The sequence below is a fragment of the Tenacibaculum sp. TB-53 genome (genome assembly GCF_059716285.2).
The window spans coordinates 2414108-2433880 of the sequence record NZ_CM202790.1; the positions used below are offsets into that span (position 1 = coordinate 2414108).

Here is a 19773-nt window from a genome sequence, read left to right on the forward strand (position 1 = left end):
CTTTATATAACAATCAATTAATATTCAGTTAAAAGAAACAAAAAATACAGGCTCTTAATTTGCAGAATAAAATTAAACTAAAGAAGTCAAAATGAAAAGATCATTCAAATTATTAAGTATAGCAGCTCTTTCTGCTGCAACTTTAACTTTTACAAGTTGTGGTAGTGACGACCCAGCTATTTTACCTCCAGATGTTTCTGATGTTGTAGAAAAATTACAAAACGGAATCATGAGTGGTGAACTTTCAGAAGATTATACATTATCAAACGCCTCTTATTCTTTAACTAGCTCTTTCGTTATTAAAGACGGTGCTACATTAACTATTCCTGCAGGAACTAGTATTGTTGCAGATGCTAAAGGTACAGATGTTTATATTGCTGTTTTACAAGGTGGAAAAATTAACATTAACGGAACTAACAGCAACCCAGTAGTTATGAGTTCTAGTGATGGTAAACCAGGTGACTGGGGTGGTTTAACTATTTGTGGTAAAGCTACTACTACTGCAGGTACAAATGTTACTGCTGAAGTTGGTGGATTTATTTATGGTGGTACTCAAGATGATGATAACTCTGGAGTTATCAAAAACTTGGTAATTAAAGGTACTGGTGCTCAAATTAACACTGAATCTCAATACAATGGAGTTTCTTTCTATTCAGTAGGTTCTGGAACTACAGTTGAAAACATTGCTGTATTTGATGGAGCTGATGATGGAGTTGAATTCTTTGGAGGAACTGTTTCTGCTAAAAATATATATTTAGAAAACTTAGAAGATGATGCTATTGACTGGACTGAAGGATGGAATGGTACTGTTGAAAACTCTTATGTAGTAAATACAAAAGCTGGTTTCTCAACTGTTGTAGAAGCTGACAAAGACAACAAAAACCCTAAGTTAGTTAACTTAACAGCCAAATCAATTGTTGGTGGTACTGCTTTACAATTTAAAAAGCAATCTGGTGCTACTATTACAAACTTATTCTTAGAAGGATATGATGACAATATCGATATGAAAGACGGTGGTCCTTTAGCAAACGTTATTATCGAAGGAGAAGCTGCAAAATTAGATACTGAATACAAAGCAGGAACTAAAGTTGATATCTCTGGCTGGTCATTTATCAATGGTGAAATCGTTGAAATTACTCCTTTAGTAGGTGAAGTTACAGGAAACGTAACATTAACTTCTAATAAGACTTATAACTTAACTGGATCTTATATCGTAAAAGACGGAGCTACGTTAAATATTGAAGCGGGTACAAAAATTATTGTTGATCCAAAAGGAACTGATGTATATATAGCTGTTTTACAAGGTGGAAAAATCAACATTAATGGAACTGTTGATGCTCCTGTAGTAATGGCTTCTGCTGCTGGAAAACCAGGAGATTGGGGTGGTTTAACTATTTGTGGTAAAGCAACAACTTCTGCTGGTACAGATGTTACAGCTGAAGTTGGAGGATTTATCTACGGTGGTACTCAAGATGACGATAACTCTGGAGTTATTAAAAACTTAGTAATTAAAGGTACTGGTGCTCAAATTAACACTGAATCTCAATATAACGGAGTTTCTTTCTACTCAGTAGGGTCTGGAACTGTTGTTGAAAATATCGCTGTAATTAACGGTGCTGATGATGGAGTTGAATTTTTTGGAGGAACTGTTTCTGCAACTAACCTATACTTAGAAAATAACGAAGATGATTCTGTAGATTGGACAGAAGGATGGAACGGAAAAGTAACGAATACTTACATTTCTCACACTATTGCTGGTTTCTCAACTGCTTTTGAAGGAGATAAAGTAAACAACAATCCTCAGTTTGAAAACTTAACAGCTATTTCAACTGTTGGTGGTACCGCTTTACAGTTTAAAAAGACATCTGGAGCTACCATTACTAATATCTGGTTAGAAGGGTATGACAAAAATATTGACATGAAAGATGGAGGACCTTTAGCAAACGTTGTAATTGATGGAGAAGCTGCTTCTACTACAGCTGATTACAAAACAGGAACTAAAGTTGATATTTCAACTTGGTCATGGAAAGAAGCTGGATTATAATAGCTTACCTAATAAATCATTTATTAAAAACCGAGCAATATGCTCGGTTTTTTTATTTCTATTTATTTACTTTTTGATAATCCCAGGTTAACTTATGAATAAGAAAAAAACTTGATTTTTATAATGATTAATTATAAAATATAAAAACTATGAAAAAAATTACCTTATTATTTTTATTCACTATTCCTTTATTCTGTTTTGGTCAATCATACAAATACCACAGAGTTAAAGATTTAGGAAACTCAATTTCTGTTGCAACTGAATCATTTTGTAATGATCTAGGTTCGAAACACCATAAACTAAATATATATTTAGTTTCTAAATTAGAAATAAATGAAGTTTACTATTTTCAAGATGTAGATGGTCAAAATTTTTATGGAAAAATAATACAGGCTGAGGATAGTTCAGATCAAGATGCTGATGAGTTCATAAATGAGAGCAATGTTAGTGATATAATAGATATTACTTGTAATACGGACACCGATGGAGATGGAATAAATGATACTGAAGACAACTGTCCTAACACTTCAAATGCAAATCAAAATGATATGGATAATGATGGAATTGGTGATGCATGTGACTCACAAGACAATAGAGACTCAGATGGTGATGGGGTACAAAACTGGCAAGACAACTGCCCTAACCAAGCAGGTCCTTCTTCTAACAATGGATGTCCTGTTGGTGACCCTGATTTTGTTGTCGCTAGTATGTCTATCAATGCAGGAGGAACCTATACGAGTACAGACACATCTGGAGCATTAACTCTAAGAACCAACCAAAACCATAAATTCTGTGTTAATATTAAAAACATAGGAGCTGCAACCGGTACAATTAATAATACAGCTTTAATTCTAACAAACAGCTCGAGCTTGAATAGTTCAAGTATTGTAGCTAACCTTCCTTATCCTAGCTCTTCGTTAAACATAGCTCCAAACCAAACTAAAGAGATGTGCTCAGAAATATATATATGGGATAATTACTTAGGATATAACCTTTCAAACTTTAATTATTTACATGCTATAGCAGATTATCATGGAAATACGTCTGAATCTGATGAGAGTAACAATCAGGCTTACGCTAGCGTTAACTCCTCTTCTTCTAAAACATCTACTCAGTTGACTATCCATGATGTAAACGGGAATAAGGTTAAAGAAACTACTATCAACAATAAAACAGAAGAAACTGATGTTATTAAAAGCCTATCCGAAGGTTTCTATTTTATTGATAAAGACGGTAAAAAAAGTAAAATTTATAAAAAGAATTAATATCCTTTCTTTAAATAAAAAAAACCGAGCAAATTGCTCGGTTTTTTTTGTTTATTCTTTTACATCGGAAAGTTTATATAAAAACCTTCTAGCTTTTTAATTCTTTTGGTGGGGTTATTACATCAAATGTACTTGAGCTATATTCCTTATCAACTATGTTTTAAACAATTCTACTAATAGTTAACCCATCTCTTATAGGCAGTAATACAGTTTCTAAACGACTATCTTCATTTAAAAGTCTATTATACTCTAAAAGAACTTTAGTGTCTATATCTTTAGGATTTAACTTCTCAACTACTTTTCCGCTCCAAAGTACATTATCAGATAAAATAACACCTCCTTTATTCATTTTTTCAATAATCAAGTGAAAATAGTTTACATAGTTAGATTTATCTGCATCGATAAATACTAAATCAAATTTGGAATCTATAGTTGGAATTATATCTAAAGCATTACCAACATATTGAGTTATTTGGTTTTTATGGTCAGATTGCTGAAAGTATTTATGTTGGAGCTCCTCTAACTCTTCATTTTTATCAATCGTATGAATCATTCCATCTTTTGAAAGTCCTTCAGCCAAGCATAAAGCAGAATACCCTGTGTATGTACCAATCTCTAAAATTGATTTAGGTTGAATTAATTTTGAAATCATAGATAAAACTCTTCCTTGAAAAGCCCCACTTAACATGCGAGGATTTAAAACCTTTTGCCAAGTTTCTCTACTTAGTTCTTGTAGTATTTTTGGTTCTGCTTGAGAATGTTTAACAACATAATTATCTAATTCTTCAGGTAAAAAGTTCATGTAGGTTGTTTTTAATGGGCAAAATTAAAAAAACGGAATTTATCACTATAATAAATTCCGTTTCAATCTAACAAAAAATCAAAAAATGGTTCTTTAAAAAACCAAAATTGTCTAATTAAATTTACTTAACTGTTCTTTTAATTTTTCTTTGTCTTTACTTGATAAACAAGCGGTATGTTTTTTACAATCTTCTGATTTTAACTTGAAGATATCAGACATTTTTCTATTTTGTTTTGTATACAAGGCACAAATCTTACAAGTTAATAAATGCCAAGTAAGTTGCATTCTTTCATATATAGAAGCTTCTCCATATTGACTTTTGTCACAAATGGTAGTAGCTTCATCACATGTAATTTTTAAAAATTTAAACATTTTTTTACTTATTAAACCAGTTCTTTTCCATACAGCTTCTTAACTGTGTTCTTGCTCTATGTATTATAACCCATAAATTGGACGGAGAAATATCTAACTCCTTACAAATATCTTCAGTTTCAAATTGTTGAATTGTTTTCATTTTAAAAACCATGGCATATTTTTCAGGAAGGCCATCAATACATTTATCTAATTGATTTTTTAACTCTTCATTTTCAATATTCCTATCAGCATCATTATCCCATGTTTGTGGTACTCGCTCCTCAATCCAGTTTCCTTCATTTTCTCCGCTATCATAAAAACTCATTCTAACTTCAGCTTGTCCTTTTTTAGAATTTATTTTTCGATAATAATCGATTATTTTTCTCTTTAAGATTGAAACTAGCCATGTTCGTTCTGTAGACTTTCCTTCAAAGTTTTTAGCAGATTTTAATCCTGCAAAAAAAGTTTCTTGCACTAAATCTTTAGCTATGTTTGAATTATTTACACGAACAACAGCATAATTGAATAAATAATCTGCATAATTGTCTACCCATTTATCAGGAGATAAAGTATTTGAAGGATTTGTTAGATTCATTAAATCAAAGATAAGTTATTTTTTGTGGAAATAAGTAACATAAATTCTACTTAGTCCATTAGGAGTATTTTTAATAAAATTAATTATTTCATCTAAACTTTTCTTTTTACTTAACTTATTTGAAATTTTACTTTTATTTGTTGTATAATAAATTTTATTACTTGAAAGGTCTACAAAAGGGCAATAATCTAATTTGTTAGAGTTAATATTTGTTAAATGCCTAGAAGCTAACCATTCGTTATTTCTTCCTTTTTTACTTATGTATAGGTCACCTCTACCTAAATCATCTTTTCTTCCATACGAAGTGAAAATGATAAAACTTTCATCTGGAGCAACAAAGGCATTAAACTCGTATTTTTCAGAATTTACTCCAGGACCAAGAGAAACAGGTTTGGAGTAAACACCATTAATAAGTCTACTTACATAAATATCTTCTTTACCTTTAGAGTTTTCATATTCTGCAGTAAAAAATAAGTCTCCTTTTTTTGTCACTGACGGATAAAATTCATCCGCAGGAGTATTAACTGGCGACCCAATATTTATAGGCTTAGACCAATCATGAGAAAAAGACTCACGTGTTACATACCAAATATCCATGTCTTTCTTTACCTCACCAGAGGTATTATTCTTTCTGTTAGAAGCAAAGAAAAGCTTCAATCCGTCAGGAGACAAAAAGGGCTCTAAGTCTTTATGCCTACCTGAAAAGTTAACAACTCCAGGTTTCTGCCATTTTCCATTTACTTTTTTGGAAAAAGCTATAAACGAATATTCTTTCAAGTAGCTTTCAACAGTGAAATAAAATTCATCTTGATTTTTGCTTATTGAAAAATCTCTGACGTTTGGTAAATCACTAAATAACTCTGGATAAAATAATTTAGGTTCTTGAGCAAAACTAAAGCAAGAAACAAATAAAAAAAGAAATCCAATTTTTTTCATAAAACTATTGTTTAAGGGCTTTACAATTGTTTCTACGTCTCATATCAACTAAGTATATAATCTCCCATTTTCCATTATTATTAAAAAGTTGGAAAGAATTTGCTCCACAATGACTAAACTTATCATTGAGGTAAAATTCGTACAGAGTCCATACAGAAGCTAAATTACCATCCACTTTAATATCCCATGACACTAATTTTTCTAAATAAGTATGTTCTGGTTTTTTATTAGCAATATTAGTAAGTAATTTGGCTTTACTTTCTGTAACCAAAACTTTTTTGCCTTCTTTATCTGTAAAGGTAGTTTGAATGTTAGTCGTGGAATTAAGAGTTGAACTTACCAATGTACTATCCCCTTTATGAAGCCCTTCAAAAAAGGTTTCAATCGTATTTTTTATAGCTTTTTCTTGAAGATTTTCTTGAGCATTTACAACAGTAGAAATTACAAAAACAATAAGTAAAGCGAATATCTTTTGCATTTTAGTTTGATTTAGTTAGGTAAAGCTATTAAAAAAATAAAAGGCTAAAATTTAATTAACAGAAGATTAACGGCATTAAAAAAAGTAAATTAAAGAGATTATGAAAATATAATAAATAAAACCAATGAATAATAATTATGTATTTTTACAATCCATAAAAAAAAAGAAATGTCTGTAGCAAAAAAACAATATAAAAGAATTACCACTAAATCTCTTGTTGAAATGAAAGCAAATGGAGAGAAAATCTCAATGCTTACAGCCTATGATTATACCATGGCAAAAATTGTTGATGGTGCAGGAATAGACGTAATTCTAGTGGGAGATTCAGCATCAAATGTAATGGCTGGCCATGAAACTACATTACCTATTACATTAGATCAAATGATATATCATGCAAGTTCTGTAGTAAGAGGAATTGATCGTTGTTTAGTAGTGGTTGACTTGCCTTTTGGTAGTTATCAATCAGATCCAAAAGAAGCATTACGTTCCGCTATTCGAATTATGAAAGAAAGTGGAGCGCACTCAATAAAATTAGAAGGAGGAAAAGAAATAAAAGACTCTATCAAACGAATTTTAAACGCAGGTATTCCTGTAATGGGGCATTTAGGGTTAACACCTCAATCTATTTATAAGTTCGGAACTTATACAGTAAGAGCAAAAGAAGAAGCTGAGGCAGAAAAGTTAATGACAGATGCTTTAATGTTGGAAAGATTAGGTTGTTTTGCTATTGTATTAGAAAAAGTTCCTGCTAAGTTAGCACAAAAAGTTGCTGAAGCTTTAACAATTCCAGTTATAGGAATTGGAGCAGGTGCAGGTGTAGATGGACAAGTATTAGTAACTCACGATATGTTAGGAATGACACATGAGTTTAATCCTCGTTTCTTACGTAGGTACTTAGATTTATATACAGGAATGACAAATGCATTTGAACAGTACATTACAGATGTTAAAAGTCAAGACTTTCCAAACGAAGAAGAACAGTATTAATGTAAAAGTCTTCCTTTTGGGAGACTTTTTTGTTTAAGATTATATTTTTAAAATGAAAATACTTCATTTAGACACTAATCACTCTCTGTTAATAAATAAACTAAAGAATTTAGGTTTTGAAAACTATGAAGATTATATCTCTTCAAAATCAGAAATTGAAGCTAAAATTCATTTGTATGATGGAGTTATTATTCGTAGTCGATTTACCATTGATAAACAATTTTTAGATAAAGCATCAAACCTTAAATTTATAGGACGAGTAGGAGCTGGATTAGAAAACATTGATTGTGATTATGCTGAAAAGAAAGGAGTACACTTAATATCAGCACCAGAAGGAAATCGAAATGCAGTAGGAGAGCATACGTTAGGAATGTTACTTTCTTTGTTTAACAAGCTTAATAAAGCAGATAAAGAGGTACGAGAAGGTAAATGGTTACGAGAAGAAAATAGAGGTGTAGAATTGGATGGAAAAACTGTTGGAATCATCGGTTATGGTAATATGGGGAAAGCCTTTGCTAAAAAACTCCGTGGTTTCGATGTGGAAGTAATATGTTGTGATATTAAACCGAATGTTGGTGATAATAATTGTAAACAAGTTTCTTTAGAAGAACTTCAAAAAAGAACTGATGTTTTAAGTTTACATACTCCACAAACAGAATTAACGATGAATATGGTTAATTCAGACTTTATTAATGGTTTTTCAAAACCATTTTGGTTATTAAATACAGCTAGAGGAAAATCAGTAGTAACAAAAGATTTAGTAGTGGCTTTACAATCAGGAAAAGTTTTAGGAGCAGGATTGGATGTATTAGAGTATGAAAAAAAATCGTTTGAAAACCTATTTACAAACCAAGAAATGCCCGAGGCATTTCAGTATTTAATAAAAGCAGAAAATGTGTTGCTTTCTCCTCATGTTGCTGGTTGGACCATAGAAAGTAAAGAAAAGTTAGCGCAGACTATTGTAGATAAAATTAAAGAAAAATTTTGTTAACTTGATGCTTCAAAATCATGTAACATGAAATATGAAGCAGCTACAGTAGAAGAATATATTTCTCAAGTCCCAGAAGAACGACAAGAAGTTTTACAAAAGCTTCGTAAGCTTATTAAGGAAAACCTACCTAAAGGATTTGAAGAAGGAATCAATTATAATATGATTGGGTATTATGTTCCACATTCAAAATATCCCGATGGTTATCATTGTAATCCAAAATTACCACTTCCTTTTATGAATTTAGCTTCACAAAAAAACTCAATAAACCTATATCATAGTGGAATTTATGCTAAAAAAGAGTTATACGATTGGTTTGTGACAGAATATCCTAAGTATTCAAAAAGGAAATTAGATATGGGAAAAAGTTGTATTCGTTTTAAAAAGCTGGATGATATTCCGTATAAATTAATTACTAAATTATGTACAAAAATGACTGTAGATGAATGGATTTCTATCTACGAATCAGTTGTAAAAAAGAAATAAAATGAAGAAAAAAGGTAAAGTAATAGGAATAGGAGGAGTTTTTTTTAAAACAGAAGACCCGAAAGCAACGAAAGATTGGTATAAAAACAACTTAGGTTTTAACACAGATGACTGGGGTTGTACGTTTTGGTGGAAGGATAACGAAGGTAAGAAGGCATCAACACAATGGAGTCCGTTTGCGAATGATACAAACTATTTTGAACCGTCTAAAAAAGATTTTATGTTCAATTACCGAGTAGAAAACTTAGTGGAGTTGTTAGAAGAGTTAAAAGAAAAAGGAATTACAGTGATGGATAAAATAGAGGAATATGATTATGGTAAGTTTGGATGGGTTGTAGATTTAGATGGAAATAAAATTGAATTATGGGAGCCAAAAGACGAAGCTTTTTTATAAATTTAGCACCGTCTAATAAATAAAAAAATAAAAAAATGGATGTAATTGATGAAAACGGGAATACTGTTCCTAATCAAGAAAGTAAACGTGTATTAGCTGGTATTTTAGGAATAATCATAGGGGTATTTGGAATTCACAAATTTGTGTTAGGATATACAAAAGAAGGAATAATAATGCTATTGGTAACTGTGTTAACTTGTGGTTTTGGTGGCTTTGTAAGTAGTATTATTGGTTTAATTGAAGGAATTATTTATCTAACAAAATCAGATGAAGAATTTGTTGAAACCTATCAAGTAAATAAGAAAGGATGGTTCTAATCATCATATAAAAAAGCGCCTTGAGGCGCTTTTTTTATTTCAATTCAGAAAGGTTGTATAAAAAACCTTCCAGCTTTTTTAATTCTTTTGGTGGGTTACCTGCATCAAATGTACTTGACCTATATTCCTTATTAGCTATTTTAATAGTAAACTTCGCATGCAAAGCTACGTCTGTTATTCTTTTTTCACTTGGTGCTTGTAAATCGCTTATTTGTTCTAAATTCAACTCATTTACTATAGTGTTTAATTCTTCTAATTGTTCTTTAGTTACTTTTTTACTCCCTTCTTTTTGATTTATTTTGTACGATAAGTTATTTCCTTCGATAGTTAACTGCACTATACTTCCTCTTGTTTGAGCTTCATAAGCTATTTTATCAAACTCTTTTATTTTATTTTGTGCTGCAGCACAGTTCATCATTAATAAAAATACTACAGGAGTTATTATTTTTAGGTATTTCATCTATTCTTACTTTCTAGTTAATCATAATAAAAAGACGCTCTTTTAAATAAAGAACGTCTTAATATATGAATTTCGTATTAAAATAAATTAGTCTGCTATAGTAGACTCTAAATTCTACTGTAACAAATACTACACACCTATTCTAGTTTTTTGATCTTCTGTAAACATGTATATACAAGTATCATTAAAATAATAATCCACAAAGGGTTTATAACCTTTGCAAACATTTTAAAAACATTAATTATGAATAATAATTAACACTTTAAAAACAACTAGTGATAAACAAGTAAAATATCTGCTTAAATACCAAATATAAAAAAGACACCTAAATTAGGTGTCTTTTTATACTATATTATATTAAATAGCTATTTAAGCTTTTTCTTAACTGCTACTTCAGTATATGCTTCTAATGTATCTCCTTCTTTAATATCGTTATATCCTTTAATTTGAAGACCACAATCGTATCCTTTAGTTACTTCCTTAACATCGTCCTTAAAACGTTTTAATGAAGCTAACACACCATCATGAACTACAATTCCATCTCTAATTACACGAACTTTAGAGTCTCTTGTAATTTTCCCTGTCATCACCATACATCCTGCAATGTTACCAATCTTAGAAATTTTATAAACTTCTCTAATTTCAACATTACCAAGAACTTCTTCTTTCATTTCAGGAGACAACATTCCTTCCATTGCATCTTTCAGGTCGTTGATAGCGTCATAGATGATTGAATAAGTTCTGATATCAACTTCTTCTCTATCTGCTACCGAACGCGCATTTCCTTGCGGACGTACGTTAAATCCAACGATAATTGCATCTGAAGCTGTTGCTAATAATACGTCAGATTCTGTAATTGCTCCAACTCCTTTGTGAATAATATTCACTTGGATTTCTTCTGTAGATAGCTTTTGGAACGAATCTGTTAACGCTTCAACCGAACCATCAACATCTCCTTTTAAGATGATATTTAACTCTTTGAAGTCTCCTAATGCAATACGACGACCAATTTCTGCAAGTGTTAATGTTTTTTGTGTTCTAACAGATTGTTCACGTTGTAATTGAGAACGTTTTGCTGCTATTTGCTTAGCTTCACGCTCATCTTCAAATACATTGAACTTATCACCTGCTTGTGGTGCACCATCTAAACCTAAAATTGATACTGGCGTAGAAGGTCCTGCCTCTTTTACTTTCCTTCCTTTATCATCAAACATAGCTCTTACTTTACCACTATGCTTTCCGGCTAAGATATAATCTCCAATTTTTAATGTACCTGCTTGTACCAATATTGTAGATACATATCCTCTACCTTTATCTAATAAAGCTTCTACTACAGCTCCGTTTGCGTTTTTATTAGGGTTTGCTTTTAACTCTAATACTTCCGCTTCTAATAATACTTTTTCTAATAACTCATCAACCCCTTGTCCTGTTTTAGCAGAAATTTCTTGCGACTGAATGTTACCTCCCCAATCTTCTACTAATAAATTCATAGAAGAAAGTTGTGTTTTAATATTATCTGGATTCGCGTTAGGCTTATCTATCTTGTTTATTGCGAAGATAATTGGCACTCCTGCTGCTTGTGCGTGAGAAATCGCCTCTTTTGTTTGTGGCATTACATCATCATCTGCAGCTACTACAATAATAACTAAATCCGTTACTTGAGCACCACGAGCACGCATTGCTGTAAAGGCTTCGTGACCTGGAGTATCTAAGAAAGCTATTTTATGTTCTCCTACCTTCACTGCGTAAGCACCAATGTGTTGTGTGATACCTCCTGATTCACCTTCAATAACATTCGCGTTACGGATGTAATCTAACAACGATGTTTTACCGTGATCTACGTGTCCCATCACTGTGATAATAGGTGCACGAGTTATTAAATCTTCTGGCTTGTCTTCAACTTCTTCTATAGATTCCTCAACTTCAGCTCCAACAAACTCTACAGTATAGTTAAATTCTTCTGCTACAATTTGTAATGTTTCAGCATCTAATCGTTGATTCATCGTTACCATCATTCCTAACATCATACATGTAGAAATAATTTGGGTAACGGGAACATCCATCATAGTTGCTACTTCACTAACCGTAACAAATTCTGTTACTTTCAACACCTTACTCTCTGCTTGTGCTGCCTGTAATTCAGCTTCACTTTGCTGGCGGTGGGCATCTCTTTTATCTCTACGGTATTTTGCTCCTTTTCCTTTTTTAGATTTACCCTGAAGTTTTTCTAAAGTTTCTCTAACTTGTTTTTGGATTTGTGCTTCTGTTAGTTCTTCTTTTGGAGCAGCTGCTGGTCTTCTACCTCTTTGACCTCCTCGGTTACCACCTCTCTGGCCTCCTCGGTTTTGACCTCCTCGGTTATTTCCTTGAGGTTTAGCGCCTGTTCCAGGACTTCCTGGTTTGCTAATTCTTTTACGCTTCTTTTTATCTCCATCAGCCTTATTAGCTTCAGGTTTCTTCTTTTTTGGTCTTTCAAATTGTTTTAAGTCAATTTTTTGACCTGTAAAATTAGGACCTTCTAATTTTTTGTACTGAGTTTTAATTTTCTCAGCATTTTCTGGAGTTATTTCTACCTCCTTTACTGGTTGCTTCACCTCTTTAACCTTATTTTCAACAGTCTTTTTAACTTCTTTAGGCTGTTCTTTCTTCACTTCCTTTTTAGGAGTATTAACTGTTTGTTCCTTTGTTTTTTCAGTTTTAGGAGGCTCTGGCTTTTTCTCTTCGACCTTAACTGGTTCTTCAACTTTTTTAGTTTCTTGAACTGGTTTAATAGGCTCTTCTTTCTTTGGTTCCTCTATTTTCTCCTTTTTTTTAGTAGGCTCCGGTTTTACCTCTTCAGCTACTTCTTCAATAGCCTTACCAGTTTCAACATCTATTTTACCTACTGTTTTAAGTTCTAACTTTTCAGCTTTGGCTTTTAAAACTTCTTGTTTTTTAGCTTCCTCTTCTAATCTCTTTCTTTCTTGCTCTTGTTCTAATTGCTGACGAATTGCCTCTTTCTCTTTTTTCTTTTCTTCGCTCACTTCCTTAGAGGCCACCTTTTTAGATTTATCAGTTTGGAAACCATCAAATAAAATTTGATATTCTGCATCTGATATTTTGGTAGTAGGGCGAGCTTCAATCTCATAGCCATTTTTAGCTAGGTGTTCAACAGCTCTATCTAAAGAAATGTTTAGTTCTCTTAAAACCTTATTTAGTCTTAATTTTTTGCCTTCAGCCATATATTATTTTATACTTTTTATTGAAAAAACACACTTTACACGTCTCTAGTACGTATAGTTATGCTCTTTTTCTTCTTTTTGCTAGATTTTATACAGTTTCCTATATTAGGACACTAGCTTCCTTTTTTGTGTTATATTTAATCTTCGAATTCTTCTCTTAAAATTCGTTGAACATCTAAAATTGTTTCTTCCTCTAAATCTGTTCTTTGTACTAACATTGATACATCTTTTTCCAAGACACTCTTTGCTGTATCTAAACCTATTTTCTTGAATTCTTCAATTACCCAAGCTTCAATTTCATCAGAGAATTCTGTTAATTCAACATCTTCTTCTTCAATACCTTCTCTTTGAACGTCAATTTCGTAACCTGTCAACTCACTTGCTAAACGAATATTTACCCCAGCTCTACCAATTGCTTTTGATACTTCTTCTGGTTTCAGCAAAACATTAACACGTCCTTTCTTACCATTCTTTTCTTCATCAAACATTTCAATGTCTACTGAAGTTACTTTTGCAGGACTTAAGGCTCTTGCTACAAATAACTGTTCGTTCTTTGTATAGTTAATTACATCAATATTTTCGTTTCCTAATTCACGAACAATACCGTGAATACGAGATCCTTTTACACCAACACAAGCTCCAACAGGGTCTATTCTATCATCGTAAGAATCTACTGCTATTTTTGCTTTATCTCCAGGAATCCTTGCTACGCCTTCAATAGTAATTAAACCATCGAAAACTTCAGGGATTTCTTGTTCAAATAATTTCACTAAGAACGCTGGTGAAGTTCTTGATAAAATAATAGCGGGTTTATTACCTCGTAACTCTACAGATTTTATCACTCCTCTAACTGCATCTCCTTTTCTAAAGAAGTCTGAACGAATTTGTTCACTCTTTGGTAAAACAATCTCATTTCCTTCATCATCCAACAAAATTACAGCATTATGACGAATATGGTGTACTTCTGCACTATAAATTTCTCCTTCTAAATCTTTAAATTGTTTAAAAACGTTTGTACTATCGTGCTCGTGAATTTTAGAAATTAAGTTTTGGCGTAATGCTAAAATAGCACGTCTACCTAAATCTACTAGCTTTACTTCTTCAGAAACATCTTCTCCAATTTCAAAATCTGGTTCAATTTTCCTTGCTTCTGCAAGTTCTATTTCCTCATTATCATCTTCAGACATTCCATCTGCCACCACCACTCGATTTCTCCAAATCTCTAAATCTCCTTTATCAGGGTTTATAATGATATCAAAATTCTCATCTGACCCAAACCTACGCTTTAAGGCTGCACGAAATACTTCTTCTAAGATAGACATTAATGTTACTCTGTCTATACTTTTATTATCTTTAAACTCCGAAAATGATTCTATTAACGCAATATTTTCCATTTCATTCTCTAATTAAAATATGATCTTCACTTTTGCTTCTTTAATATCCTGATACGCTAGTATTTTTGTTTTTTCTACCGTATGCTTTCCTTTACCTATTGGCTTAGGCTCTCTTGCTTTCCAAAATAGGGTAATGGTATCTTCTGTTACCTCAGTTAACGTTCCTTCAAATTCTTCTGTTGCTGTTTTAACTTTTAGAATTCGGTTGATATTCTTTTTATACTGACGTTTTACAGCTATTGGATGTGCAATATCTGGTGTTGTCACTTCTAACGAAAAATCTTCTTCTTCTCTATCTAAATTATGCTCTATATTCCTACTAATACGAATACATTCACTTAGTGGCACACCTGAATCTCCATCTACTATTACCTTTATTTTGTTATCCGACAAGAATTGTAAATCTATTAAATATAAAGATTTGTTTTCTTCTAAGGCTTCTTGTAATAATTCTCTAACTCGTTCTTGATTCATCTTAGGTATAAAAAGAGGGGACTAACGTCCCCTTCATCTATCTGATTAATAAATTTGGTGCAAATATAGTAAGTTATTCATTAACACACAAATATCAACCCTCTTTCTTTATAACATTGTTTTTTGTATCTTTAAGAAACTATCTCTCTTAAAACTTTCTTATTATGAAAAAAATATTAGTACCTACTGATTTTTCGAAGTCTTCTGAATATGCTTCGAAACTAGCTTCTAAAATAGCTAGCAAAGCCAACAGTGAAGTACACTTACTTCATATGGTTGAACTTCCTACAGGAATCGTTGACATGGGGGCTGGAACTAACTTTAGTATTCCAGAAAGCATGTTATATATTAGAAAGGTTCGTGACAGACTCCTGGATTACAAAAAGGATTTTTTTCCTAAAATTAAAAATGTTAAACATGCTATCAGATTTCAAAGTCCATTTGAAGGTATTAGAGATTATTCTAAAAAAAACAGTACAGATTTAATCATTATGGGATCTAAAGGGCATACAAACCTTGAAGAAATCTTAATTGGGTCTAACACTGAAAAAGTTGTACGAAACTCTGAAATACCTGTCATTGTTACAAAAAAGAATAACGACAGTTTTACACCAAAAGATATCGTCTTTGCATCTAGCTTTAAACCTAAAAAAAATAAGGCTTTTGAACGATTTCTTGATTTTAGTAATAATTTTGATTGTACAATACATTTACTAAAAATAAACACTCCCCAGAAATTTGAAAACTCTCAAGACACTAACGAAAGAATTAAAAAAATTACAGACACATATGGTTTAGAAAATTACACTATTAATATTTACAATGACTCTTCTGTTGAGAAAGGAATTCTTCATTTTGCTAATAAAATTAACGCAGATATAATTGCTTTAGCTACGCATGGAAGAAGTGGCTTATCTCATATTTTTAATGGCAGCATTACTAAAAGCCTCTCTAAAAGTGCTATGCGACCAATGCTAACATTTAAAGTATAAAAAAGTGCACTATTAAGTGCACTTTTCTTTTTATTTCCAATATTTCTCAACCCAAGGAGCAGCTTTTACATATCTATACCATTTTCCTCTACCACCTTTTATTGCTTTATGTGGGTTAATTTCCCCATGAAAAATAATAATTTTTGCTCCCTTAGGTATAGCTGGTGTTTTCCAAAAAGCTAAAGGAAATCTAGATACACAATCATATTTAAAACTGGGGCACCATTCTTTTGGCCAATATTCTAAATACCCTCTATCATTAATACTATGAGTTAAATATTCTTGCTCATTCCTATGTATTTTTCTTATTTCTTCAAACTTCTCCAAAAAATCATTAAATACATACCCATGTTTCCCAATTTGAAATCTATATACCGATGAATTTCCTGTAATTCTCCAACTTCTCCAACTATGATCTTTAATTATTCTAAAAGTTCCATCTACTTCAAAAAAACAATCGATATTATCAACAATAACTATATCTAAATCTAAAAAAAGAGCCGTTCCTTTTAAACCATAAAGATCTTCTTTTAAAGTTGTTAGTTTCTTCCACATTCTTTCTGGAATATCCGTACGAATATTCATTTCAGGTATTTCATAACATTCAATCTCTCCAACAATTCCTTTTTTATCATCAGTAAAACAAACCATTTTAAAATCATAGCTTAAATTTCGTTTCACCATCGAGTATAATCGGTTTACATATTCTGCTCCATACAGTGTACCCCACTTCATGCAAAAAATATACTTCTGCTCCATATTTCTGTTATTAATCTTAATTATGTTTTAAGCAAATCTTCTTTCTATGATTTGAAATAATCTATTTTCATATTCTTCTTTATCAGACCAATCATAATCTGGTTTAATCATTTTATTAATAAATTTTTTTGCTTCTTTTTCTGTTTTAAAAGTATTTAATTGAGAAATAACCCTATTAAAATCATTTTGATTTCCTTCAAAAAGGTGTTTTACAAAAGCAATTCTATCATTTAAATCAATTTGAATTGTATTTAGAAAGTGATCATTAATTGTTTTCTTAGGTGCTGCCTTAGTAAATAAATCTGTAATTACATCAACTGATATAGTATCTTGCAACTCATCTTCTAAAGTAGGAGTTTTCCTATCTCCAACATCTTTCACATCATTTTTCAAATCTTCTCCATCACCATGTAGCAGTTCTTCTAATTCATCAAAAGGTTGTTCAATAATTTCATTAGTAATTATTTCTTCATTAATTCCTTCTATTACTTTTTCAGCTATTTCATCTGCTTCTTGCTCAAAACCTTCTTTTAAGTCTTCTTCTAAGTGATGTACTTCCCTACTTTCTATAGACTCTTGTTCCTCCTTTTGTATCTTTTCTTCTGTAGACTTCTCTACTTTTACCTCTTCTTGAATTGGTTCTTTCTTTTTTTCAACCTTAGCATCCAAATCATCTACAACTTCTTTCTTTGTCTCTACACTTACCTCTTCTATCTTAGGTAAAATTTCTTCAACAGCTTCAGCTTGCTTTTTTTCTTCGGCAAGTAAAACATCTTTTAACAGTTTCTCTTTAGTTTTTGTAGGATTAGGAGTATTATTTATGTATTCTTCTACATACGCTAAAACCGAAAGTTTTTCGTAAACCTCATATGCCTTTTGCTTTAACTCAAACACATCTTCTCTATTTTTTATCTGTAAAATACTGTGTGCTAAACTGGTTAAATCTGATGCTAGTTTTTTGTGCATAAGTTGTTGTTTGATATTAATTTTTGCTGTTAAATTTTAATAAATTTGTTCCTCATTCGAAAGTAATACAAAAATCAATAATTAGAGCTTAAAATTACAAAATGTTTCTTGAAAATACAGTAAATCATACAGAACAATTTGGTTGGATTGAGGTAATTTGTGGCTCAATGTTTTCGGGAAAAACCGAAGAATTAATTCGTAGACTTAAACGCGCACAATTTGCCAAACAACGTGTTGAAATTTTCAAACCTGCAGTTGATACAAGATACGATGACGAGGAAGTTGTATCACACAATGAAAATAGAATTCGTTCTACACCTGTTCCTGCATCTTCTAATATTAGATTATTAGCTAATGATGTTGATGTTATTGGAATAGATGAAGCACAGTTTTTTGACGATGAAATTGTAGCTGTTTGTAACGACTTAGCAAATAGAGGAGTTCGTGTTATCGTTGCAGGTTTGGACATGGATTTTAAGGGTAAACCTTTTGGACCAATGCCTGCGTTAATGGCTACTGCAGAATATGTTACTAAAGTACATGCCGTATGCACTCGTACAGGAAACTTAGCCCATTATAGTTATAGAAAAGCACAAAGTGAAGATCTAGTTTTTTTGGGCGAAACTCAAGAGTATGAACCACTAAGCAGAGCTGCTTATTACAAAGCCATGAAGGAACACGAAACACAAAATAAAAAAGAAAGCACTAATGAATAACAATCATGTTACCGTATTAGAAATTAATACTAAAGCTGTACTACACAATTTAGCTTATTTTAAACAGAAGCTACAACCTACTACAAAAATTTTAGTTGTTGTCAAGGCTTTTGGTTACGGAAGTGAGTCTACTGAAATTGCTAAAATTGTACAAGACCATGTTGATTATTTTGCTGTTGCTTATTCTAATGAGGGAATGGCATTACGTGAGGCTGGAATTACAAAGCCTATCTTGGTTTTAAACCCTCAAATTCAAAACTTAAAAGATATTGTTAAATATCGCTTAGAGCCTAATCTATATAATTTTAAAATCTTCGATGCTTTTTTAAAACTTGCGGATGAAGAGCCTTTAATGAATTACCCTATTCATTTAAAATTTAACACAGGATTAAATAGAGTAGGCTTTTGGCATACTGACGTTCCAACTATTGTAGCAGAGCTAAAAAAATCAAACAATGTAAAAGTTGAATCTATATTTTCTCATTTAGCAGCTAGTGAAGATTTAAACGAACAAGAATTCACCATAGGTCAAATAAATAACTTTGCTTACATAGTAAAACAAGTTTATGAGCACTTAGGATACCAACCTATGATACATATCTTAAATACATCTGGTATTATCAATTATCCACAAGCTCAATTTGACATGGTTCGCCTAGGCATAGGCTTATATGGTTTCGGAAATGATGAACAAGAAACAGCTCAACTTAAAAACACACATACGCTTAAATCTATAATTTCTCAAATTAATATAGTTCAACCAGGTGAAACTGTTGGATACAATAGAGCTTTTGTTGCTAGTCAACCTACAAGAAGCGCTACCATTCCTATAGGACATGCAGATGGTATATCAAGAAAACTAGGAAATAAAAATGGATTTGTGTTCATTAATAATCAACCAGCTCCTATCATTGGAAATGTTTGTATGGATATGATAATGGTTGATGTTACTAAAATTGATTGTAATGAAGGTGACGAGGTCATTATTTTCAACCATCAACAACACGTAGAATATATGGCTCATAAGTGTGAAACTATTTCGTATGAAATACTTACTGCCTTATCTCAACGTATAAAAAGATTGGTTAAAAGCTAATTTTTTTATATTTTTCAGTTCAATTAACTATTAAAAATCAAAAATATGG

At 31.6% G+C, this 19773-nt stretch carries 21 protein-coding genes; 10 read left to right on the forward strand and 11 right to left on the reverse strand.

Features of this window, described 5'->3' with window-relative positions; genetic code table 11:
• Positions 1–91: 91 nt before the first annotated feature.
• Both AC3VJB_RS11115 and AC3VJB_RS11120 read left to right on the forward strand, forming a co-directional pair.
• Complete coding sequence (locus tag AC3VJB_RS11115) at positions 92–2044, forward strand: beta-helix domain-containing protein (protein WP_497667145.1); 1953 nt, start codon at positions 92–94, stop codon at positions 2042–2044.
• A 149-nt stretch (positions 2045–2193) separates the two neighbouring features.
• Entirely contained in the window at positions 2194–3309 is a 1116-nt protein-coding gene (locus AC3VJB_RS11120) for a thrombospondin type 3 repeat-containing protein (protein ID WP_497667146.1), read from the forward strand.
• 160 nt (positions 3310–3469) lie between these two features.
• Here the strand turns inward: AC3VJB_RS11120 and AC3VJB_RS11125 are convergent, their stop codons facing one another.
• The 5 genes from AC3VJB_RS11125 to AC3VJB_RS11145 all read right to left on the reverse strand — a co-directional run bounded on the left by AC3VJB_RS11125 (position 3470) and on the right by AC3VJB_RS11145 (position 6474).
• A complete protein-coding gene (locus AC3VJB_RS11125; RefSeq protein ID WP_497667147.1) occupies positions 3470–4111 on the reverse strand; it encodes an O-methyltransferase in 642 nt (213 codons plus the stop codon).
• A gap of 111 nt (positions 4112–4222) precedes the next feature.
• Positions 4223–4483 carry a hypothetical protein gene (locus tag AC3VJB_RS11130; protein ID WP_047790690.1) on the reverse strand — a complete coding sequence of 87 codons (261 nt, stop codon included), beginning with the start codon at positions 4481–4483 and terminating at the stop codon, positions 4223–4225.
• A 4-nt stretch (positions 4484–4487) separates the two neighbouring features.
• Positions 4488–5060, reverse strand: coding sequence for a sigma-70 family RNA polymerase sigma factor (locus tag AC3VJB_RS11135; RefSeq protein WP_047790691.1), 573 nt, complete (start codon positions 5058–5060; stop codon positions 4488–4490).
• 15 nt (positions 5061–5075) lie between these two features.
• Entirely contained in the window at positions 5076–5996 is a 921-nt protein-coding gene (locus AC3VJB_RS11140) for a TolB family protein (RefSeq protein WP_394420506.1), read from the reverse strand.
• 4 nt (positions 5997–6000) lie between these two features.
• Entirely contained in the window at positions 6001–6474 is a 474-nt protein-coding gene (locus tag AC3VJB_RS11145; RefSeq protein ID WP_497667148.1) for a nuclear transport factor 2 family protein, read from the reverse strand.
• Between the two features lie 168 nt (positions 6475–6642).
• Here AC3VJB_RS11145 and panB point away from each other — a divergent pair, with 168 nt between their 5' ends.
• From panB to AC3VJB_RS11170, 5 genes are read left to right on the forward strand one after another with little or no spacing between them, the layout of a single operon-like run.
• The gene (panB, locus tag AC3VJB_RS11150) at positions 6643–7461 is read left to right on the forward strand and encodes a 3-methyl-2-oxobutanoate hydroxymethyltransferase (protein ID WP_159488605.1); all 819 of its coding nucleotides are present in this window, start codon (positions 6643–6645) and stop codon (positions 7459–7461) included.
• 52 nt (positions 7462–7513) lie between these two features.
• Positions 7514–8452 (forward strand): 2-hydroxyacid dehydrogenase, encoded by a 939-nt coding sequence (locus tag AC3VJB_RS11155; RefSeq protein ID WP_497667149.1) that lies wholly within the window; start codon positions 7514–7516, stop codon positions 8450–8452.
• A gap of 24 nt (positions 8453–8476) precedes the next feature.
• Complete coding sequence (locus AC3VJB_RS11160; RefSeq protein ID WP_159488559.1) at positions 8477–8935, forward strand: DUF1801 domain-containing protein; 459 nt, start codon at positions 8477–8479, stop codon at positions 8933–8935.
• 1 nt (position 8936) lies between these two features.
• Positions 8937–9329, forward strand: a complete 393-nt coding sequence (locus AC3VJB_RS11165) for a VOC family protein (protein WP_073182209.1) — start codon at positions 8937–8939, stop codon at positions 9327–9329.
• 35 nt (positions 9330–9364) lie between these two features.
• Positions 9365–9646, forward strand: a complete 282-nt coding sequence (locus tag AC3VJB_RS11170) for a TM2 domain-containing protein (protein ID WP_159488561.1) — start codon at positions 9365–9367, stop codon at positions 9644–9646.
• A gap of 34 nt (positions 9647–9680) precedes the next feature.
• Here AC3VJB_RS11170 and AC3VJB_RS11175 read toward each other — a convergent pair whose 3' ends face one another.
• The 4 genes from AC3VJB_RS11175 to rimP form a co-directional block, all read right to left on the reverse strand.
• Positions 9681–10106, reverse strand: coding sequence for a hypothetical protein (locus tag AC3VJB_RS11175; RefSeq protein WP_497667150.1), 426 nt, complete (start codon positions 10104–10106; stop codon positions 9681–9683).
• A 365-nt stretch (positions 10107–10471) separates the two neighbouring features.
• Entirely contained in the window at positions 10472–13327 is a 2856-nt protein-coding gene (gene infB / locus AC3VJB_RS11180; RefSeq protein WP_437823460.1) for a translation initiation factor IF-2, read from the reverse strand.
• Positions 13328–13464: 137 nt separating this feature from the next.
• Positions 13465–14721 carry a transcription termination factor NusA gene (nusA, locus tag AC3VJB_RS11185; RefSeq protein WP_047790701.1) on the reverse strand — a complete coding sequence of 419 codons (1257 nt, stop codon included), beginning with the start codon at positions 14719–14721 and terminating at the stop codon, positions 13465–13467.
• A 12-nt stretch (positions 14722–14733) separates the two neighbouring features.
• Positions 14734–15195 carry a ribosome assembly cofactor RimP gene (gene rimP / locus AC3VJB_RS11190; RefSeq protein WP_047790702.1) on the reverse strand — a complete coding sequence of 154 codons (462 nt, stop codon included), beginning with the start codon at positions 15193–15195 and terminating at the stop codon, positions 14734–14736.
• A 164-nt stretch (positions 15196–15359) separates the two neighbouring features.
• Here rimP and AC3VJB_RS11195 point away from each other — a divergent pair, with 164 nt between their 5' ends.
• Positions 15360–16187, forward strand: coding sequence for a universal stress protein (locus AC3VJB_RS11195; protein ID WP_073182213.1), 828 nt, complete (start codon positions 15360–15362; stop codon positions 16185–16187).
• 30 nt (positions 16188–16217) lie between these two features.
• Here the strand turns inward: AC3VJB_RS11195 and AC3VJB_RS11200 are convergent, their stop codons facing one another.
• Both AC3VJB_RS11200 and AC3VJB_RS11205 read right to left on the reverse strand, forming a co-directional pair.
• Positions 16218–16946 carry a glycosyltransferase family protein gene (locus AC3VJB_RS11200; protein WP_167712824.1) on the reverse strand — a complete coding sequence of 243 codons (729 nt, stop codon included), beginning with the start codon at positions 16944–16946 and terminating at the stop codon, positions 16218–16220.
• A 27-nt stretch (positions 16947–16973) separates the two neighbouring features.
• Complete coding sequence (locus AC3VJB_RS11205) at positions 16974–17912, reverse strand: DUF8457 domain-containing protein (RefSeq protein ID WP_497667151.1); 939 nt, start codon at positions 17910–17912, stop codon at positions 16974–16976.
• Positions 17913–18013: 101 nt separating this feature from the next.
• Here AC3VJB_RS11205 and AC3VJB_RS11210 point away from each other — a divergent pair, with 101 nt between their 5' ends.
• Positions 18014–18628: a thymidine kinase gene (locus AC3VJB_RS11210; protein ID WP_437823465.1), complete on the forward strand. Its 615-nt coding sequence runs from the start codon at positions 18014–18016 to the stop codon at positions 18626–18628.
• Positions 18621–19724, forward strand: coding sequence for an alanine racemase (alr, locus tag AC3VJB_RS11215; protein ID WP_437823466.1), 1104 nt, complete (start codon positions 18621–18623; stop codon positions 19722–19724). Before AC3VJB_RS11210 ends, alr begins: the two co-directional genes overlap by 8 nt.
• Positions 19725–19773: the final 49 nt, after the last annotated feature.

What these genes read in the sequence shown, in the direction of transcription:
- AC3VJB_RS11125 (WP_497667147.1), bottom strand. Translation starts at nt 4,111, where the DNA reads ATGAACTTTTTACCTGAAGAATTAGATAATTATGTTGTTAAACATTCT.
- AC3VJB_RS11205 (WP_497667151.1), bottom strand. Translation starts at nt 17,912, where the DNA reads ATGCACAAAAAACTAGCATCAGATTTAACCAGTTTAGCACACAGTATT.
- AC3VJB_RS11170 (WP_159488561.1), top strand. Translation starts at nt 9,365, where the DNA reads ATGGATGTAATTGATGAAAACGGGAATACTGTTCCTAATCAAGAAAGT.
- AC3VJB_RS11160 (WP_159488559.1), top strand. Translation starts at nt 8,477, where the DNA reads ATGAAATATGAAGCAGCTACAGTAGAAGAATATATTTCTCAAGTCCCA.
- AC3VJB_RS11130 (WP_047790690.1), bottom strand. Translation starts at nt 4,483, where the DNA reads ATGTTTAAATTTTTAAAAATTACATGTGATGAAGCTACTACCATTTGT.
- AC3VJB_RS11140 (WP_394420506.1), bottom strand. Translation starts at nt 5,996, where the DNA reads ATGAAAAAAATTGGATTTCTTTTTTTATTTGTTTCTTGCTTTAGTTTT.
- rimP (WP_047790702.1), bottom strand. Translation starts at nt 15,195, where the DNA reads ATGAATCAAGAACGAGTTAGAGAATTATTACAAGAAGCCTTAGAAGAA.
- AC3VJB_RS11115 (WP_497667145.1), top strand. Translation starts at nt 92, where the DNA reads ATGAAAAGATCATTCAAATTATTAAGTATAGCAGCTCTTTCTGCTGCA.
- AC3VJB_RS11210 (WP_437823465.1), top strand. Translation starts at nt 18,014, where the DNA reads ATGTTTCTTGAAAATACAGTAAATCATACAGAACAATTTGGTTGGATT.
- panB (WP_159488605.1), top strand. Translation starts at nt 6,643, where the DNA reads ATGTCTGTAGCAAAAAAACAATATAAAAGAATTACCACTAAATCTCTT.
- AC3VJB_RS11200 (WP_167712824.1), bottom strand. Translation starts at nt 16,946, where the DNA reads ATGGAGCAGAAGTATATTTTTTGCATGAAGTGGGGTACACTGTATGGA.
- AC3VJB_RS11155 (WP_497667149.1), top strand. Translation starts at nt 7,514, where the DNA reads ATGAAAATACTTCATTTAGACACTAATCACTCTCTGTTAATAAATAAA.
- AC3VJB_RS11135 (WP_047790691.1), bottom strand. Translation starts at nt 5,060, where the DNA reads ATGAATCTAACAAATCCTTCAAATACTTTATCTCCTGATAAATGGGTA.
- AC3VJB_RS11165 (WP_073182209.1), top strand. Translation starts at nt 8,937, where the DNA reads ATGAAGAAAAAAGGTAAAGTAATAGGAATAGGAGGAGTTTTTTTTAAA.
- alr (WP_437823466.1), top strand. Translation starts at nt 18,621, where the DNA reads ATGAATAACAATCATGTTACCGTATTAGAAATTAATACTAAAGCTGTA.
- AC3VJB_RS11145 (WP_497667148.1), bottom strand. Translation starts at nt 6,474, where the DNA reads ATGCAAAAGATATTCGCTTTACTTATTGTTTTTGTAATTTCTACTGTT.
- AC3VJB_RS11175 (WP_497667150.1), bottom strand. Translation starts at nt 10,106, where the DNA reads ATGAAATACCTAAAAATAATAACTCCTGTAGTATTTTTATTAATGATG.
- infB (WP_437823460.1), bottom strand. Translation starts at nt 13,327, where the DNA reads ATGGCTGAAGGCAAAAAATTAAGACTAAATAAGGTTTTAAGAGAACTA.
- AC3VJB_RS11195 (WP_073182213.1), top strand. Translation starts at nt 15,360, where the DNA reads ATGAAAAAAATATTAGTACCTACTGATTTTTCGAAGTCTTCTGAATAT.
- AC3VJB_RS11120 (WP_497667146.1), top strand. Translation starts at nt 2,194, where the DNA reads ATGAAAAAAATTACCTTATTATTTTTATTCACTATTCCTTTATTCTGT.
- nusA (WP_047790701.1), bottom strand. Translation starts at nt 14,721, where the DNA reads ATGGAAAATATTGCGTTAATAGAATCATTTTCGGAGTTTAAAGATAAT.